This is a genomic window from Pseudomonas sp. GD04015, assembly GCF_029837675.1.
Classification (GTDB): domain Bacteria; phylum Pseudomonadota; class Gammaproteobacteria; order Pseudomonadales; family Pseudomonadaceae; genus Aquipseudomonas; species Aquipseudomonas paralcaligenes.
On the sequence record NZ_JAOEEE010000037.1, the window covers coordinates 27,259 to 44,823 of the forward strand.

Consider the following 17,565-nt stretch of genomic DNA (forward strand, 5'->3'; position numbering starts at 1 on the left):
CCCAGCCGCTCCCTCGTAACGGGGACATAGCCTCTTGCTTCACCACGGAAGCGCCACGGCGTCTGTCATAGTGCCGCCGGCCTCTCTAGAATCACCCGAGCCGCCTGCCCCGGAGACCTTCGCCCATGATGCTGGACATTCCCGATCTACTGACGCCCGAGCAGCTGCGCCAGTGCCGCGCCGCCCTGGAGCGGGCCGACTGGCAGGACGGCCGGCAGACCGCCGGGCAGATGGCGGCCAGCGCCAAGGCCAACCAGCAACTGAGCCAGGACGACCCGCTGACCCAGCAGCTGGGCGACTTCATCCTCGCCCAGCTGGGGCAGAACCCGCGCTTCATCGCCACCGCGCTGCCGCTCAAGGTGATGCCGCCGCGCTTCAACCGCTACGCGGACGGCGGCACCTACGGCAACCACATCGACAGCGCCATATTCAGCGTGCCGGGCACCCCGCACCGGATTCGCGCCGACCTCTCCGCCACCCTGTTCTTCAGCGATCCGGACGAATACGACGGCGGCGAGCTGGTGGTCGAGAGCGGCTTCGGCAGCCAGCGCGCCAAGCTGCCGGCCGGGCACCTGGCGCTCTACCCCAGCGGCAGCCTGCACCGGGTCGAGCCGGTCACCCGCGGCGCGCGCCTGGCCGCCTTCTTCTGGGTGCAGAGTCTGGTGCGCGAGGACAGCCAGCGCGCCGTGCTGCTGGAGCTGGACGACAGCATCCAGGCCCTGCGCCGGCAACTGCCGGACAGCCCCGAGCTGATCCGCCTGACCGGCGTCTACCACAACCTGCTGCGCCAGTGGTCGCACACCTGAGCGCACGCGGAGAGCCGACATGCCCCTGCCCAAGCTGCAACAGATCCCGCCGAGCATCGCCGCGGTGGCCGACTACGAGCCCTTCGCCCGCGAGCGCATGAGCGAGCAGGCCTGGGCCTACATCGCCGGCGGCGCGACCGACGAACTGACCCTGGCCGATAACCGCGCCGCCTTCGAGCGCCTGCGTCTGCGCGGCCAGGTGCTGGCCGACCTGTCCGGCGGCAACACCCGCCTGCGCCTGTTCGGCCAGGACTTCGCCCACCCGATCTTCCTCGCTCCGGTGGCCTACCAGAAGCTGGCCCACCCCGATGGCGAGCTGGCCAGCGTGGTGGGCGCCTCGGCCTTCGGCGCCGGCATGGTGGTCAGCACCCAGGCCAGCGTCGAGCTGGAGGCGATCGCCGAACAGGCGCAGACGCCGCTGTGGTTCCAGCTCTACATCCAGGCCGACCGCGACTTCACCGCCGCGCTGGTGCGGCGTGTCGAGGCGGCCGGCTACCAGGCTCTGGTACTGACCGTGGACGCGCCGGTCAGCGGTATGCGCAACCGCGAGCAGCGCGCCGGCTTCGCCCTGCCCGAGGGCATCGAGGCGGTCAACCTGCGCGGTATGCGGCCACTGCAGGGCGGCGCGCCGGCCGGCGGCGGCCTGCTGCTCGGCGGGCCGTTGCTGGCGGCGGCGCCGACCTGGGAAGACCTGGCCTGGCTGCGCGGCCTGACCCGCCTGCCGATCCTGCTCAAGGGCATCACCAGCGGCCCCGATGCCGAACGGGCGCTGGCGGCGGGCGTGGACGGGCTGGTCGTGTCCAACCACGGCGGGCGCACCCTCGACGGCCTGCCGGCGACCATCGACGCGCTGCCGGAAGTGGCCGCCGCGATCCAGGGACGGATACCGCTGCTGCTGGACGGCGGCATCCGCCGCGGCAGCGACGTGCTCAAGGCGCTGGCCCTAGGCGCCGACGCCGTGCTGGTGGGCCGGCCCTACGTGTTCGCCCTGGCCGCCGCCGGCGCCACGGGGGTGGCCCACGTGCTGCAGATCCTGCGCGCCGAGCTGGAAGTGGCCATGGCCCTGACCGGCTGCCGCGACCTGGCCGCCATCGGGCCGCAGGTGATCCGCTCGCCCTCGCACTGAGGCCTTTCTCTCAATAAGCCGCGCCGACTGTGGCTGGCGGCCGAACTCCTGCTTTACTTTAGTGGCTATGTGCCTCTATTCGGGAGTCGGCGCGGTGAAGCTGCCAGTTCTGGGATGCTGCCTGTTGTTGCTGGCCAGCGGCGCCAACGCCGAGGGCGAGCGGCTGCGCTGGCTGATCAACGACTTCCCGCCGTTCACCGAGGTCGGCCCGGAACTGCCCGGGCAGGGCATCCACGACGACATGCTGCGCTACCTGCAGGCGCACCTGCCGCAGTACCAGCACCAGTTCGAGGTGGCCAGCTTCGCCCGCACCTACGCCCTGATGGAGCGCGGCGAGCCGGTCTGCCACCCCACCACCCTGAAGATGCCCGGCCGCGAGCGCTCCATGCTGTTCAGCCGGCCGGTGGTGTTCCTCACCTCGCAGCAGGTGCTGGTGCGCCAGGATCGCCTGCCCCGCCTGCGCCCCTACCTGGACCCGCAGGGCCGGATCGACGTGCGCCGGCTGCTGCGCGACGACCAGCTGGTGACGGCGATCAGCGAGCGCCGTGGCTACTCCCCCGCCATCAGCGCGGCGCTGGAGGAGCTGGGGCCGCAGCCCCACGTGCTCAAGGCCGGGGTCAAGTTCAACGCGCCCTTCCAGCAGCTCACCGCCGGCTGGATCGACTACCTGTTCGCCTACCCGGTCGAACTCGGCTGGTATCGCCGCCAGCAACCGGACGGCCAGGACGTGGCCGTGCAGGGACTCACCCTCACCGAGGACCCGCCCTTCATGCTCGGCCACGTCGCCTGCGCGCGCGGCGCCTGGGGAGAACGGGTGATCCGCGACATCGACCAGCAGCTGCGGCTGGCCGGCCCGCGTCCGCCCTGGACAGACAAGGTGATCGAGTTCACCGCCCGCGAAGACCGAGAACACTATGAACGAGCCCTCCTCGAACAGCACCCCTTCGACGGGCGCTGAGGCGCCCCGGCGGTCCCTGGCCAGGCGGCTGCTCGCCTGGGTGCTGATCATCAGCGCGGCCAATGCCCTGCTGGCGATCTCGGTGCAGCTGTACCTCGACTACAAGCGCGACATGGCCGACCTCGAGGAGCACCTGAGCTTCGTCGGCCAGAGCCAGAGCCAGGGGCTGGCGGCGGCGGCCTGGAACTTCGACCGGCCGCTGGTGGAGGCGCAGTTGAGCGGGCTGACGGGTTCGCCCTGGGTGGCCGGGGCCGAGGTGCTCTACGGCCGCAACGAGGAAGTGCGGGTGGCGCTCGGGCAGCGCGTCGACGGCAACCGGGACGTGATGACCTACCCACTGGCATTCGACGTCGGCCCGCGCACCGTGCAGCTCGGCCACCTGCGCGTGCTGCCGGACATGGCGCTGATCTACCAGCGCACCCTCGACCGCGGGCTGGTGGTCGCCCTCACCCAGGGCTTCAAGACCCTGGTGCTGTCGGTGGCGCTGCTGCTGCTCGTCCACCATCTGGTGAGCCGCCGGCTGACCCGCCTCAACACCCTGCTGCGCGCCTATCGCCCCGGCCCCGGCGCGCCCCTGCAACTGATGACACCCGGCGAACGCCAGGCCGGCGACGAGCTGAGCACCCTGGCCTCCACCCTGGAACAGGCCCAGGACCGTCTCGAGGAATACCATCGCAAGGAAGTCGAGCTGCGCGAGCAGCTGGAGGACGAGGTGCAGCGGCGCACGCGCTTCCTCGACCAGGCGCTGCTCGAACAGCAGGCGATCTTCGACAACTCCCTGACTGGCATCGCCTTCATCCGCGACCGCACCATCCTGCGCTGCAACACCAGCTTCGAGCAGATGTTCGGCTACGCCAACCGCGAGCTGACGGGGCGCTCCACCCGCCTGCTGTTCCCCAGCCAGCACGCCTTCGAGCAGGAAGCGACCTTCTTCATCCCGGTGCTGCTGTGTGGCGGCACCTATATCGGCGACGCGGAACTGGTGAAGAAGGACGGCAGCACCCGCTGGTTCACCATCCAGCTCAAGTCGATGGACGTGGACGACCCCAACCAGGGCGCGGTGCTGACTCTGCACGACATCACCGTGCGCCGCGACGCCGAGCGCACCCTCGAACGCCTGGCCCGGCTCGACGGCCTGACCGGCATCGCCAACCGGCGGACTCTGGACGAAGCCCTGCTCACCGCCTGCCGCAAGGCCAGCCGGGACAAGAGCGCCCTCAGCCTGGCGCTGCTCGACGTGGACTTCTTCAAGCCGTTCAACGACCACTACGGCCACGCCGCCGGCGACGAGGCGCTGGTGGCCGTTGCCCGGGCGCTGCAGGAGTCGACCCGGCGCCCCTACGACCTGGCGGCGCGCTACGGCGGCGAGGAGTTCGTGCTGCTGTTGCCCGGCTGCGAGGACCCCGGCCCGCTGCTGGAGAAGCTGCGCCAGGCGGTGATCGGTCTGAGCATCCCCCACAGCCGGTCGGAGACCAGCAAGGTGCTGACCGTGAGCATCGGCGCGATCAGCATCTGCGGCAGCGACCGCTGCGACCCGTCCGAGCTGCTCAACCTCGCCGACGAGGAGCTCTACCGGGCCAAGCACCACGGCCGCAACCGGGTGGCCTGGCGCGCACTGCAGCCGGTGGAGGGCTGATTGCCGCGACGCGCTGCGCGGTCAGTGCCAGCGGTACTCCAGGGCGAGCCCCGTCAGCCACTGCCGCCCCGGCGCCGGCTCGTAGTAGCGGCCGCCCGAGGCATTGACGATCAGCGAGCCGACGTAGGCGCGATCGCCCAGGTTGTCCACCCGGACGAAGGGCTCCAGCTCCAGGCCATGCAGGTTGTAGCGGTAGCTGGCGCGCCAGTTGAATGCCACGTAGCCGGGCGCCTCGGCGTTGTTCCTGTCGTCGGCGAAGCGGCGGCTCATGCCCTGCGCCTCCAGAGCGGTGGAAAAGCCGCTGTCCAGCGGGTTCCAGGCCAGCTCGGCGTAGCCGCTGTGGCGCGGCACGCCGGGCAAGTCGTTGCCCGCCAGGTCGCTGCCGTCGGCGCCCCGGTAGCTGTCGAAGCGCGCCTGCAGGTAGGTGTACGCCAGGTAGGCGCGAAAGCCCATGCCCAGCTCCTGCTCCAGCGCCAGCTCCAGGCCGCGCCGCTGGGAGCGGCCGGCGTTGGCGTAGGTGTTGCGGTCGGTGCCCACCTGGCTCTCGCCGGGGACGATCTCGTTACGCACCCGGCTCTCGAACAGCGCCAGGTCGGCCCGGCCCGAGGCGTGGCGCCATTTCATGCCGACCTCGGCGTTGCGCGACAGGCTCGGCTTCAGCCCCAGGTTGAGCCCGCTGCTCTGCGGGCGGTAGGCCAGCTCCTGGAAGGTCGGTGTCTCGAAGCCCTGGCCGAGCGCGGCGTACAGGCTCAGCTCCGGGGTCCAGCGCCAGCTCAGGCCCAGCGCGGGGTTGCTGCGCCGGTAGCGGACCGAGCCACTGTCGTCGCGGCCGTCGGCGAGGAAGTCGTCCTCGGAATCGAAGTGGATGCGGCTGTGGCGCAGGCCGGCGGTCAGGCTCCAGTCCTCCGCCAGCTGCCAGGTGCTGATCAGGTAGGCCTCCTGGCTGTCGACCGCGTTGAACTCGTCGCGCTTCAGCTGGCCCTTGTGCCCGCGCTGGTTGACGAAGCCCCGGCGGCGCTCGCCCTGGTAGTCGTAGACCAGACCGGCGGCCAGCTCCACGGGCAGGCCGAAGGCCTGCGTCTCCCGGGTCCAGCCCAGCTCGCCGCCGCCGAAGTCGCGCTCCAGCTCCACCACGCCGCCGGCGGCGAAGGCATCGGCGCCGGAGAAGGCCTGGTACTGCTGCACGTAGCGCTGGCCGCCGTAGGCCATCACCGTGAGCTTGTCGCTGTCGTTCAGCTGCCGCTGGTAGTTCATGCCGAGCTGGTCGTGGCGCACGCTCTTGCGCGTGTCGAAGGTGCTCGAAACGGGCACCGCCTGGCGCGGGTCGTCGCGCCACTGGGCGTCGGTCAGGCCGAGCGGGTCCTGGGTCTGCGGCTGGTCCAGGTGGTTGAACAGCAGGGTCAGGCTGGAGTCCGCATCGATCTCCCAGCCCAGGCGCAGGTTGCCGCTGTCGCGGCGGGTCTCGCTGTGGTCGCGGTAGCCGTCGGTTTCCAGGCGGGCGATGTTGGCGCTGATGTCGAGCGCGTCGTAGCGCTGCCCGTAGCGCAGGCGCGAGCGCCACAGCCCGTCGCTGCCCACGGCGCTGCGGCTGTTCAGGGTCGGCTCGGCCGCCGGGCTGGCGCTGAAGCCCTGGATGATGCCGCCGGAGGCGTTGCCGTAGAGGCTGCTGAGCGGACCGCGCAGCACGTCGAGGCGGTCCAGCCCGTCGAGGTCGAACAGCGCCGGCTGGCCCTGGCCGTCGGGCATGGTCAGCGGGATGCCGTCCTGCACCAGGCGCACGCCGCGCACGCCGAAGCCGGCCCGGGCGCCGAAGCCACGGGAGGAAATCTGCAGGTCCTGGGCGTAGTTCTGCCGATTCAGGGCGAGCAGGCCGGGCACCCGCTGCAGCGGCTCCGACAGGTTGGCGCCGAGGCTCTGCGGCTGCAGTTCGGCGCCGACCAGGGTGGTGCGGGCCAGCGGCTGGCGCAGGTCCTCGCTGTCGCTGGAGCTGCCGAGAATCACCTGGCTGGGCAGGCTCAGCACCGTGTCGGCGGCCGTGGCCGGCAGGCAGCCCAGGCCGAACATCAGGCCGAGCAGTGGAGTCGTTCTTGTCATGGTTGCGGTACCCCTACGAGCGCGGGCCTATGCCACCACATCGGGGCGCCCGGGACCACTGGTCGAAGGTACTGTTTTACCGAGTCTTAGGGTCTGTACGAGAAGTCGTCGAGCGAAGGTCAGGCGAACCCGTTTTTAACGAAGCATCACCGAGCGCAGGCACTTTTCGTACAGCGCCTAGGGCCAGGCGCGCCTGAGCACCAGCCCGAGCCAGATGCCGAGCAGGCAGAACAGGCCGAACAGCCAGCCCGACAGCGCCCCGGCCATCACCCCGGACAGCAGCGTGCCGACGGTGCAGCCCAGCGCCAGCATGCTGCCCAGGCCGAGCAGCACGCCGCCCGCCAGGTTGCGCAGCAGCTCGTTGGCGGTCGGGCGACGGGGTTGGAAGTCCCCGGCCACCAGCGCGCTGGCCCAGGACGCCGCCACCAGGCCGAGGATGAACAGGCCGTTGTTCGACAGCAGGGCCTGCTTGACCACCGTGGCGCAGCCGGCGAATCCGTCCAGCCCCTCCATGCGCGCCGGCAGCAGGCCCAGGCCATCGGCGGCGGTGCGCGCCAGGCTGCCCAGCTCCGCCGTGACGCCGAGGGGCGCCACCCGCAGGTAGGCCAGCGTGCCCAGGAAGCCGATCAGCACGCCGCCCACCCAGGTCGGCCAGCGTTGGCCGAACAGCAGCTGGCGCAGGCCGCGTACCACCGGCCGCGCCGGCTCCGACGGCTGGCGGTGGCGCAGCAGCCAGACGGCCAGGCCGCCGAGCGCCGCCAGCTGCAGCAGCAGGGAAACCCCGTAGCCCTGCCAGGCGGGCAGCCAGACCACGGGGGCGGACTGGATGCTCGCCAGGTACAGCGGATTCCAGGCCATGAAGCCGAGGGCGAAACCAATCAGCGCGCCGACCAGCGCCAGCAGCGAGGCGAACGCGCCCTCCCCCAGGCGGTAGAGGTGGGCGCTGATGCAGGAGCCGGAAATCGCCATGCCGATGCCGAACAGGGTGGCGGCCAGCGCCAGCACCCAGCTCAGCGGCCCGACGTGGGCGTCCGGCGGCAGGCGCCCGCCCAGCGGATCGGGCAGGAAGGCGCCGAACACGGCGTGGTAGCCCAGGCTGCCGACGGCCAGCGCGGCGAGCACGCCGAGAAGCCCGTCCGGCCTGCGCTGTTCGAGGAAGTCGCGGGTGACGCAGAAGAAGCAGAAACGCGAACGCTGCAGCAGCAGGCCGAACAGCGCGCCGCCCAGCAGCGACAGGCCCAGCGCCTGGCTCTCGCTGTCCGGGCCGGACAGCCGCCAGACGCCTGTAATCAGGAGTACCAGCACGGCCAACGATACCGCCAGGGCGAGGGGCGCGGGCGAAGGCGCGGAGGTGGTGGACATGGGGGAATTCCGGCAGGAAATAAGAGGGTGCGATGACTGGCTGATCAGATCAGGAACATTCGGTGCGCGCGGCGCACCCTACGGTGGGCGTCCGGGGACGCCCACCCGGGCGTGGTTACTTGCCGCCCCAGACGGTGCCGGCCAGGTTGACCACCGGCACGCCGACGGCGTTGCCGTACTCGGTCCAGGAGCCGTCGTAGTTGCGCACGTCGTAGCCGAGGATCTTCTTCAGCGCGAACCAGGTGTGGCTGGAGCGCTCGCCGATGCGGCAGTAGGTGATGATCGGCTTGCTGCCGTCGATGCCCACCGCGCCGTAGACCTTCTTCAGCTCCTCGGCGGACTTGAAGGTGCCGTCGGCGGCCACCGCCTGGCCCCAGGGCACGTTGACCGCGCCCGGCACGTGGCCGGCGCGCACGGCCAGCTCCTGCACGCCCTGGGGCGCGAAGACCTTGCCGCTGTATTCGTCGGCCGAGCGGATGTCCACCAGCTGCACATCGCTGCGCTTCTCCGCCGCCGCCAGCACATCCGGCAGGAAGGCGCGCAGGTCCTTGTTCGCCGCCTTCACCACCACGTCGCCGGCCGCTGGGGTCTTGACCCGGTTGTCCAGCGGGCGCTTCTCGGCCTCCCACTTGACCCGGCCGCCGTCCAGCAGCTTGACGTTCTCCACGCCGTACACGTCGAACACCCAGGCGCCCCAGGCGGCGAACCAGTTGTTGTTGTCGCCGTACAGCACCGTGGTGGTGTCCGTGGAGACGCCCGCCTTGCGCAGCAGCGCCTGGAAGTTCTCCTGGCTGGCGATGTCGCGGCGCACCGGGTCGACCAGGTCGCTGTGCCAGGCGAAGTTCACCGCGCCGGGAATGTGCCCGCGCTCGTAGACGCCGGGCACCACGCTGACCTCGATCACCCGCACCTTCGGGTCGTCGAGGTGCTTCTCCAGCCAGTCGGTGGTGACCAGCACATCGCTCGCGGCGGCGCTCGCGGCGGCCTGCCACAACGCGCCCAGCGCCAGCACGCCGGCGCCGATCAGGGTTTTCAGCTTCATTGCAAAGTCCCTCGTAGAAATGGATCGAACAAGGCGCTCCGCCTTGCGTCGTCGGTGTCGTGCGAACCCTTCAGGAGTGCCAGGTCATCTGGCGGGCGGCCGGTCCAGGCCGCGAGGCGAGCGCGGCCATAGAGGACTCGAAGCGTGTGGGCATGGCAGACCTCGTGAGCACGTGTCGGCCATCATGGCGGGCCGGATCACGGGCGGCTTCAGGGTTGAACGGAGAGTCCGGTGATCCGGTGAAGGCAAAGCTAGGAGATATAAAAAAACCAGTTCCAATAATCTTTAGGAACTAGCTTATGAACGCCGGATAGGGTTCATTTCACGCCCGGCGCCACGCCGGGGAGGATTCGTGCCCGAGCCGCACGGCCGCTGAGGCCGGCCCCTGAGCGTTCATCCGACGCCGCCAGCCAGAGGGGCCCCGCCGCACACATGGAGAAACAAATGAGCGCAACGCTGAGACCGGCCACCGAGGCCGACATCGACACCCTGTTCGACATCCGCACCAGCGTCACCCAGAACCATCTGTCGATGGAGCAGCTGGCCGAACTGGGCATCACCGCCGCCGCCCTGGCGGAGGCCGTGCGCAGCGGCCCCTGCGCCTGGATCGCGGAGCTGGACGGCGTGGCCGCGGGCTTCGCCATGGTCGATGCCGAGGCCGGGGAAGTGTTCGCCCTGTTCGTCCGCCCGCCGTTCGAGGGCCGCGGCCTCGGCCGCCTGCTGATGGACGAGGCGGAGCGGGCACTGTTCCGGCACCACGACCGGATCTGGCTGGTCACCGACGGCCACGAGCACATCCGCGCCAACGGCTTCTACCTGCGCCAGGGCTGGACGTTCGCCTGCCGGGTGGACGAGCGCGACGTGCGCTACGAGAAGACGCGCCCGCTCCCGCGATGATCCGTGCGCGGCGGTCCGGCAAAATTCGAATGCGAGAGATTCTTGTTTACTGCTAGCATGCGCGCGCTTTGATTCGGGGGCACGGGATGGTGGCGGACGCGGACAAGAAGGAGCTGGATGAGCTGTTCATCGACCAGCGCACGGTCCTCGTGCGCATGCTCGCCCGGGTGGTCGGCTGCGCCAGCCTGGCCGAGGACCTGGCCCAGGAAGCCTACCTCAAGGTCGCCCAGGCACTGCCCGGCCGGGAAATCCGGCACCTGCGCGCCTTCCTCTACCAGACCGCCCAGCACCTGGCCTTCGACCACCTGCGCAGCCAGCGCAGCAGGCGCCGCTACGAATGTCCGCCGGACGACACCGCGCAGGTCGCCGCGGTGCCCACGCCCCTGCCGGGGCCGGAATCCCACGCCCTCGGCCAGCAGCAGTGGCAGCGCCTGCAGCAGGTGCTGGTCGGCCTGCCGCAGCGGCAGCAGCGTATACTCCTGCTCCACCGCCTGCATGGGCTGACCCAGGGCGAAATCGCCAAGCGACTGGATGTATCTCTGAGCACCGTGGAAAAGGATCTTCGTCTTGCCCTGGCAGCCTGCCTCAAGGGAACCGACTGGGGGCGCAGCGATGACTGAGCACGACGCCCGCGCCGAAGAAGAGGCCCTGGACTGGTTCACCCGCAGCCTGGACGGCCCCCTGCCGCCCCCTCAGCAACAACGCTTCGAGGCCTGGCTGGCGGCCAGCCCCGGGCACGCCCGCGCCTACGAGCGGGTGGCCGGCCTATGGGGCTCCAGCGACTTCGAACGGGCGCTGCAGGCGCTGGAACTCGACCTGCCGACCGCCCCCGCCCGCAGCCGCTGGCCGGCGCTGGCCAGCGCCGCCGTGGTGCTGCTCGCCCTCGGCGGCTGGCTGGGCGACCTGCCGCTGCGCTGGCAGGCCGATCACCTGACCGGCGCGGGCGAGCGCCAGCGCATCACCCTGGCCGACGGCTCGCACGTGCTGCTGGGTGCCAACAGCGCCATCAGCACCCGTATCGACGATGGCCAGCGCAGCATCCGTCTGCTGCGTGGCGATCTCTACGTCGAGGCCTTCCACGACAGCCGGCGGCCCCTGCGCATCCAGGCCGAGCGGGCGCGGGTGGAAGTGGTCGGCACGCGCTTCGGCGTCAGCCTGCGCGACGACGATGTCACCGTGGCCGTGGACGAGGGCCGGGTGCTGCTCAGCGGCGCGGGCCACGACACCAGCCTGCTGGCCGCCGGCAACTGGCAGCGCCTGCATGACGGCCGCCTCGACGCCAAGCACACCGAGGGCGGTGCCGAACGCAACGGCTGGGTCGAGGGCCGGCTGATCTTCCAGGACCGGCCGCTGGCCGAGGTGCTGGACGAACTGCGCCGCCAGCGCCGGGCGCCCGTCCTGCTGCTGGGCGACGTCGGCCGGCGCCAGGTGAGCGGCAACTACCGGCTGGACGACCCCGACGGGGTGATCGCCGCCCTGGCGCGCATCTGCGGCGCCGACCTGACCCGCCTGCCGGGCGGGGTACTGATCCTCCGCTGAACGGAGCTGCAACGCGGTCGCGAAAAAGTTTTACGGGTTCGCTCCGGCCAACCCGTCAAGGCGTTCGCAGTTGCATATCATTCCCAGCCCAGAGGCTCCCATGCAGGTATTCGCTCTCAGAACCGTCTTCGGCTGCAGTGCGCTGGCGCTCGCCGTCAGCCTCGGTAGCGGCCAGTCCGTCGCCGCGCCAGCCGCCACCGAAACCGCCACCCGGCACGATGCCGTGCAGCGCTTCGACATCGCGCCGCAGGCGCTGGCCAGCGCCCTCAACCAGTTCAGCGCGCAGACCGGCTGGGAAGTCGGCTACGCCGCCGAGCTGGCCCGGGGTGTGCAATCGCAAGGCGTGCAGGGCGAGTTCCAGCCGGCTCAGGCGGCGGCCCAGCTGCTCGCCGGCACGGGCCTCGGCTTCGATTTCAGCGGGCCGCGCGCGCTCATCCTCAAGCGCCTGCCCGACGATCCGGGCGCGCTGGAGCTGTCCACCACCAGCGTGACCGGCACCGCCTCGCTCGGTGGCCTGACCGAGCACACCGGCTCCTACACCACCGGCGCCGTGACCGTGGGCGGCAAGGCGCCGCGCAGCCTGCGCGAGACACCCCAGTCGGTCTCGGTGATCACCCGCCAGCGCATGGAAGACCAGGGCCTGACCAGCCTGGCCCAGGTGCTCGACCAGACCACCGGCATCACCCTGGTCGGCGGCAACGACGCCAACACCATGATCCTCTCCCGCGGCTTCAACCTCACCAACATCCAAGTCGACGGCGGCGCACCGGCCTACCGCGAGCAGACCTACGACACCCTGGCCGACACCACCGCCTACGACCACATCCAGGTGCTGCGCGGCTCCGACGGCCTGTTCGGCGGTACCGGCGAACCCGCCGGCGCGATCAACCTGGTGCGCAAGCGCGCCCTGGCGGAGACGCAGCTGAAGTTCGCCACCTCGGCCGGCAGCTGGGACAACTACCGCACCGAGGTCGACGTCACCGGCCCGCTGGGTTTCGACGGCGCATTGCGCGGCCGGCTGGCCGCCTCGCACGAGGACAAGCGCTATTTCTACGACGGCGCGGACAGCGAGAAGCACGTGCTGTACGGCGTGCTGGAGGCGGACCTGACACCGGACACCCAGGTCAGCGTGGGCGGCACCCATGAATGGCGCGACATGGATGGCTACTGGGAAAACGGTCTGCCGCGCTTCACCACCGGCGATCCGCTGGGCCTGTCGCGCAGCACCAAGCTCTCGGCGGACTGGTCCAGCAACAACTACAGGAAGACCGAGGCGTTCCTGAAGGCCGACCATCGCCTCGGTGACGACTGGAAGATCAACGCCAGCTTCACCCGGGGTCGCTACGACACCGAACAGGACCTCGGGCAGATCGAGCAGCCGATCAGTCCCGATGACCTCGCCGGCACCAACTTCCAGCGCTTCATCCGCGGCTACACCAACGACCAGGACCTGTTCGACGCCAACCTGCAGGGCGCCTTCGCGGCATTCGGCCGGAGCCACGAACTGCTGTTCGGCGTGGACTACTCCGATATCAAGCGCAGCTATTCCGATCACAGCGACTGGGAGTCGGCGGTGCCCGTCGACATCTTCACCACCGACATCGGCGCGCTGCCGAAGCCGGCCAGGCCGCCGCTGTACTACGAGAACCCCGACTGGAACATCCGCAAGAGCGGCGCGTACTCGACCCTGCGCCTGCACCTCGCCGACCCGCTGAAGCTGATCGTCGGCGCACGCTACTCGGACTTCGCCAACACGGTGAGCGTACTGGTGCCGGCGTTCGGCACCGACCGCAAGAACGGCGGGCGCGAGAGCGGCATCCTCACGCCCTATGGCGGCATCGTCTACGAGCTGAATCCGGCCTGGTCGCTGTACACGAGCTACGCGCAGATCTACAAACCCCAGACCGAATTCCTGGATCGCGCCTTCGCGCCCCTGGAGGCCATCACCGGCGACACCTACGAGGTGGGCGCCAAGGGCGAACTGTTCGGCGGCCGTCTGAACCTGTCTTCGGCGCTCTACTACACCCAGCAGGAGAACAACGCGATCCAGCTGTACTACGAGGGTTCCTCGTCGAACAACTGCTGCTACGTCGCGGGCGGGGAAATCGTCAGCAAGGGCCTGGACACCGAGATTTCCGGCGAGCTGGCACCGGGCTGGCAGCTCACCGCCGGCTACACCTTCAACATCAACGAACAGCGCAAGGTCGGCGACGACACGGCGGTCGGCAAGCCGATCAGCACGCAGACGCCCAAGCACCTGTTCAAGTTCTTCACCACCTACCAGCTGCCGGGCGGGCTGGACGACTGGAAGCTGGGGCTGGGCGCCACGATCCAGAGCCGCAACTACGTCAGCGGCAATGTCCAGCGTCGCCTCGGCGACGGTTCGCTGAGCCCCAGCACCAACAGCTACGACTACACCCAGCCCGGCTACGCGGTGTGGAACGCCCTGGTCGAGTACCGCATCGACGAGCACTGGACGGCGGCGCTGAACGGCAACAACCTGCTGGACAAGACCTACTACCAGACGGTCAACAGCAGCGCCAGGGGCAACTGGTACGGGGCACCGCGCAACTACATGCTCACCTTGCGCGGCAGCTTCTGAACCCTGTCGCGGCCTCGTGTACCGATCGTGCGGTGCGCGCGGCGCACCTTACGGATCACACGGGGTTGGCGCGCGGGCGCATGGCGGCGAACAGCGGCCGGTAGTCCGTGCGCGATTCCAGGGCGGCGACGAACGCCAGCGCGGCGTCCTGGGCGGGGCGGTCGATGTGCGCCGCCGCCATGCGCCGGAACTTGCGCTCGAAGTCCTCGTCGCCCATGGGCCTCAGCAGCGAGCCGGGGCCGTCGATCACCTCGCTGGCGAGTTCTTCGCCATCGGCCAGCGTCACCCGGACCCGGTTCGCCAGATGCCCGGGGAACAACCGGGTCAGCGCCGGGTCCTCGTCCACCGTGGTGATATCCATCAGGGCGATGGCGCGCGGGTCGGCGATGCGCTCGGCGCTGTAGGAATCGAGGGTGATGTCGCCGTCCAGCAGGGCGCGGGCCACGTTGTAGGGCAGGCTGTGGTCGGCCGTCTCGCGGGTCGTGGGCCGCCACTTCTCGGCGTCGGCCAGCACCCGGCGGTTGAACTCCGAGGTCTCGATGCGAATGGCGGCGATGGCGTCGAGGTCGGCGATCCGCCCGCGCAGGTCGATGGCCGCCCACACCGCGGTGTGCAGCTCGCCGTTGGTGGGGAAGGTCTTGGTCAGCGAGCGGAGGATGGCGAAGTCGCCGTTCTGCCGGTTGCCGAATGCCTCGACGTCCAGCTCGAACGTGCCCGTCACCTGCCTGAAGAAGCCCATCTCCCCTTCGAACACCGGCGCCGGCCCGGTCATGCCGTGGCGCGCCAGGCTGGCGGCGAACAGGGCATTGCGCGCGGCGTTGGCCGCCGAGCAGCCCTTCCAGTCGGACAGGGTGCCCGAGCGCACCTGGCGCAGCGCCAGGTGCGCGCCGAGGGCGATGTTGATCGCCTGCTCGGTGCGCGCCTCGTCCAGCTGCATCAGGCGCGAGGCGGCGGCGGCCATCGCCACGTTGATGTAGTTGACGTGGTCCCAGCCGCGCTTGTTCAGGCTGGCGGCGTCTTGCAGGCGCATCTGGATCTCGTAGGCGACGACGATGGCGGTGACCAGCTCGCCGCCGCTCGCGCCCTCCGCTTCCGCCAGCGCCAGGCAGGCGGGAATGCTGTCGCTCGGGTGGCCGGGCTCGCGGCCCATGTAGCCGTCGTTGTAGTCCAGGTAGCGGACCATGGCGCCGTTGGCGAAGGCGGCCAGTTCCGGCGTGGTGCGCAGGTCGGTGCCGAACACCGTGGACGCCGGCTGCGGCGCCTGCGCGGCCACGGCGATGGCAGCCTCCACCGGGCGCGCGCCGTAAGCGCCGAGGATGCAGGCCAGGCTGTCGACGAAGCGCCGGCGCACGCAGGCGACCACCGGCTCGGGCAGGTCGGCGAAGGAAAGGCCGCAGGCGTAGCGGGCGATGCGCCGCGCGAGTGTCGCTTCGGACATGGGGAATCTCCGTCGTTGCGGCTCAGACGAGCCAGGGATTGGCGTGCAGGTGCGCGGCCTCGAAGGCGCGGATCTGCTCGGTACGCCGCAGGGTGCTGCCGATGGCGTCCAGGCCCAGCAGCAGGGCCTGCTTGCGCAGCGGGTCGATGTCGAAGGGCACGCTCGTGCCGTCGCTCAGGTCGATCCGCTGGGCCTGCAGGTCGACGCTGATCGCGGCGCCGGCCGGATCGCTCGCGGCGCGGCCGACGCGCTGCAGCTCGGCCTCCGCCAGCTGGATCAGCAGCACGCCGTTGCGCTGGCAGTTGTCGAAGAAGATGCCGGCGAAGCTGGTGCCGATCAGCGCGCGAAAACCCAGCTGCTTGAGGCCCCACACCGCGTGCTCGCGGCTGGAGCCGCAGCCGAAGTTCGGCCCTACCACCAAGAAGCAGGCCCGGTCCCAGGGCGCCTGGTTGAGGACGAACGCGGGGTTCGGCGCGCCGTCCGCGAGGAAGCGCAGGTCGAAGAACAGGCCGCGGTCCAGGCCGCTGCGGTCGATGCCCTTGAGGAACTGCTTGGGCATGATCACGTCGGTGTCGACGTTGGCCGCGAGCAGGGGCGCGGCGATGCCGCTGACGGTGGTGAACGGCTGCATCTCAGGCCTCCGGGAGCAGGTGGCGAACATCGGCCAGGTGACCGCTGACGGCGGCGGCGGCGACCATGGCAGGGCTCATCAGGTGGGTGCGCGCGCCGGCACCCTGGCGACCCTCGAAGTTGCGGTTGGTGCTGGAGGCGCAGCGGTCGCCGGGGGCCAGCACGTCATCGTTCATCGCCAGGCACATGGAGCAGCCGGACTGCCGCCACTCAAAGCCGGCCTCGCGGAACACCCGGGCCAGGCCTTCGGCCTCGGCCTGCTCGCGCACCAGGGTGGAGCCGGGCACGATCATCGCGCGCACATGCGCGGCCACCCAGCGCCCGCGCACCACCTGCGCCGCGTCGCGCAGGTCCTCGATGCGCGCGTTGGTGCAGGAGCCGATGAAGGCGTGGCTGATGCGGATGCCGGCCAGCCGCTCGCCAGGCTCCAGGCCCATGTAGCGCAAGGCGCGCTGCAGGTCCTGGCGGCGGATCGGGTCGGCCTCCCCCGCCGGGTCCGGCACCCGGCCGCCGATGGGCGCGGCCTGGTCGGGGCTGGTGCCCCAGGTCACCATCGGCTCCAGCGCGGCGGCGTCCAGCTCCACCTCGACCTCGTAGCGGGCGTCCGGGTCGCTGCGCAGTTCGCGCCAGCGCTCGACGGCGCGCTCCCACAATGCGCCGCGCGGCGCCCGGGGCTTGTCCTTGAGGTAGGCGAAGACCTTGTCGTCCGGCGCCATGAAGGCGCCCCGGGCACCGGCCTCGACCGCCATGTTGCAGATGGTCATGCGCGCCTCGACGCTGAGCGCGTCGATGGTCGGGCCGCAGAACTCGATGGCGTAGCCGGTGGCGCCGGCGGCGCCGATGCGGCGGATCAGCGCCATGATGATGTCCTTGGAGGCGAGCCCCGGGCCGAGCTCGCCGCGCACCGTCACGCGCATGCCGCGCAGTTTCTTGTAGACCAGGGTCTGGGTGGCCAGCAGGTGCTCGATCTCCGAGGTGCCGATGCCGAAGCCGAAGGCGCCCAGCGCGCCGTAGGTGGTGGTGTGGCTGTCGCCGGCGGCCACCACCATGCCCGGCAGGATGAAGCCCTGCTCGGGCGCCACCACGTGCTCGATGCCCTGGCGCCGGTCCAGCACGCCGAACAGCTCCAGGCCGAAGTCGTGGCAGTTCTGCTCGAAGTAGGCGACCTGGCGCGCGCCGCCGGCGTCGGGCATGGCGGCGATGCGCTCGGGCGCGGTGGGGTTGACGTGGTCGACCACGCACAGCGTGGCGCCCGGCCGCCACACCTGGCGCCCGGCCTCGCGCAGGCCGCTGAAGGCCTGCGGGCTGGTGTACTCGTTGGCCACCTGGCGGTCGATGTAGAGCAGCACGTGGCCGTGGTCGTCCAGGGTGCAGACGGTGTGGGTGTCGATGTGCTTCTCGTAGAGGGTTCTGGGGCGGGTCATGAGGGTTCTCG

Annotated in this window: 14 protein-coding genes; 8 read left to right on the top strand and 6 right to left on the bottom strand. The window is 70.5% G+C overall.

Features of this window, described 5'->3' with window-relative positions:
* Positions 1-125: 125 nt before the first annotated feature.
* From N7640_RS21960 to N7640_RS21975, 4 genes are all read left to right on the top strand, one after another.
* The gene (locus tag N7640_RS21960) at positions 126-806 is read left to right on the top strand and encodes a Fe2+-dependent dioxygenase (protein ID WP_279902610.1); all 681 of its coding nucleotides are present in this window, start codon (positions 126-128) and stop codon (positions 804-806) included.
* Positions 807-825: 19 nt separating this feature from the next.
* Positions 826-1,932, top strand: coding sequence for an alpha-hydroxy acid oxidase (locus tag N7640_RS21965; protein WP_279902611.1), 1,107 nt, complete (start codon positions 826-828; stop codon positions 1,930-1,932).
* A 94-nt stretch (positions 1,933-2,026) separates the two neighbouring features.
* Positions 2,027-2,890 carry a hypothetical protein gene (locus N7640_RS21970; RefSeq protein ID WP_279902612.1) on the top strand — a complete coding sequence of 288 codons (864 nt, stop codon included), beginning with the start codon at positions 2,027-2,029 and terminating at the stop codon, positions 2,888-2,890.
* The gene (locus tag N7640_RS21975; RefSeq protein ID WP_279902613.1) at positions 2,847-4,526 is read left to right on the top strand and encodes a diguanylate cyclase; all 1,680 of its coding nucleotides are present in this window, start codon (positions 2,847-2,849) and stop codon (positions 4,524-4,526) included. The genes N7640_RS21970 and N7640_RS21975 overlap by 44 nt, the downstream gene beginning before the upstream one ends.
* A 21-nt stretch (positions 4,527-4,547) precedes the next feature.
* Here the strand turns inward: N7640_RS21975 and N7640_RS21980 are convergent, their stop codons facing one another.
* From N7640_RS21980 to N7640_RS21990, 3 genes are all read right to left on the bottom strand, one after another.
* Positions 4,548-6,620: a TonB-dependent receptor gene (locus N7640_RS21980; protein ID WP_279902614.1), complete on the bottom strand. Its 2,073-nt coding sequence runs from the start codon at positions 6,618-6,620 to the stop codon at positions 4,548-4,550.
* Between the two features lie 177 nt (positions 6,621-6,797).
* Positions 6,798-7,982, bottom strand: coding sequence for a YeeE/YedE family protein (locus N7640_RS21985; protein ID WP_279902615.1), 1,185 nt, complete (start codon positions 7,980-7,982; stop codon positions 6,798-6,800).
* A gap of 115 nt (positions 7,983-8,097) precedes the next feature.
* Positions 8,098-9,024, bottom strand: a complete 927-nt coding sequence (locus N7640_RS21990) for a sulfurtransferase (protein WP_279902616.1) — start codon at positions 9,022-9,024, stop codon at positions 8,098-8,100.
* A 444-nt stretch (positions 9,025-9,468) separates the two neighbouring features.
* Between N7640_RS21990 and N7640_RS21995 the strand changes: the two genes are divergently transcribed.
* From N7640_RS21995 to N7640_RS22010, 4 genes are all read left to right on the top strand, one after another.
* Entirely contained in the window at positions 9,469-9,921 is a 453-nt protein-coding gene (locus N7640_RS21995) for a GNAT family N-acetyltransferase (RefSeq protein ID WP_279902617.1), read from the top strand.
* A gap of 86 nt (positions 9,922-10,007) precedes the next feature.
* Positions 10,008-10,541 (top strand): RNA polymerase sigma factor, encoded by a 534-nt coding sequence (locus N7640_RS22000; protein ID WP_279902618.1) that lies wholly within the window; start codon positions 10,008-10,010, stop codon positions 10,539-10,541.
* Positions 10,534-11,460, top strand: coding sequence for a FecR domain-containing protein (locus N7640_RS22005; RefSeq protein ID WP_279902619.1), 927 nt, complete (start codon positions 10,534-10,536; stop codon positions 11,458-11,460). The genes N7640_RS22000 and N7640_RS22005 overlap by 8 nt, the downstream gene beginning before the upstream one ends.
* A gap of 100 nt (positions 11,461-11,560) precedes the next feature.
* Positions 11,561-14,062, top strand: a complete 2,502-nt coding sequence (locus N7640_RS22010; RefSeq protein ID WP_279902620.1) for a TonB-dependent siderophore receptor — start codon at positions 11,561-11,563, stop codon at positions 14,060-14,062.
* 55 nt (positions 14,063-14,117) lie between these two features.
* Here the strand turns inward: N7640_RS22010 and N7640_RS22015 are convergent, their stop codons facing one another.
* The 3 genes from N7640_RS22015 to leuC are packed head-to-tail and all read right to left on the bottom strand — an operon-like array spanning position 14,118 to position 17,554.
* Positions 14,118-15,500: an MmgE/PrpD family protein gene (locus N7640_RS22015; RefSeq protein WP_279902621.1), complete on the bottom strand. Its 1,383-nt coding sequence runs from the start codon at positions 15,498-15,500 to the stop codon at positions 14,118-14,120.
* 22 nt (positions 15,501-15,522) lie between these two features.
* The gene (gene leuD / locus N7640_RS22020; RefSeq protein ID WP_279902622.1) at positions 15,523-16,131 is read right to left on the bottom strand and encodes a 3-isopropylmalate dehydratase small subunit; all 609 of its coding nucleotides are present in this window, start codon (positions 16,129-16,131) and stop codon (positions 15,523-15,525) included.
* Between the two features lies 1 nt (position 16,132).
* Complete coding sequence (gene leuC, locus N7640_RS22025) at positions 16,133-17,554, bottom strand: 3-isopropylmalate dehydratase large subunit (RefSeq protein ID WP_279902623.1); 1,422 nt, start codon at positions 17,552-17,554, stop codon at positions 16,133-16,135.
* Positions 17,555-17,565 lie beyond the last annotated feature (11 nt).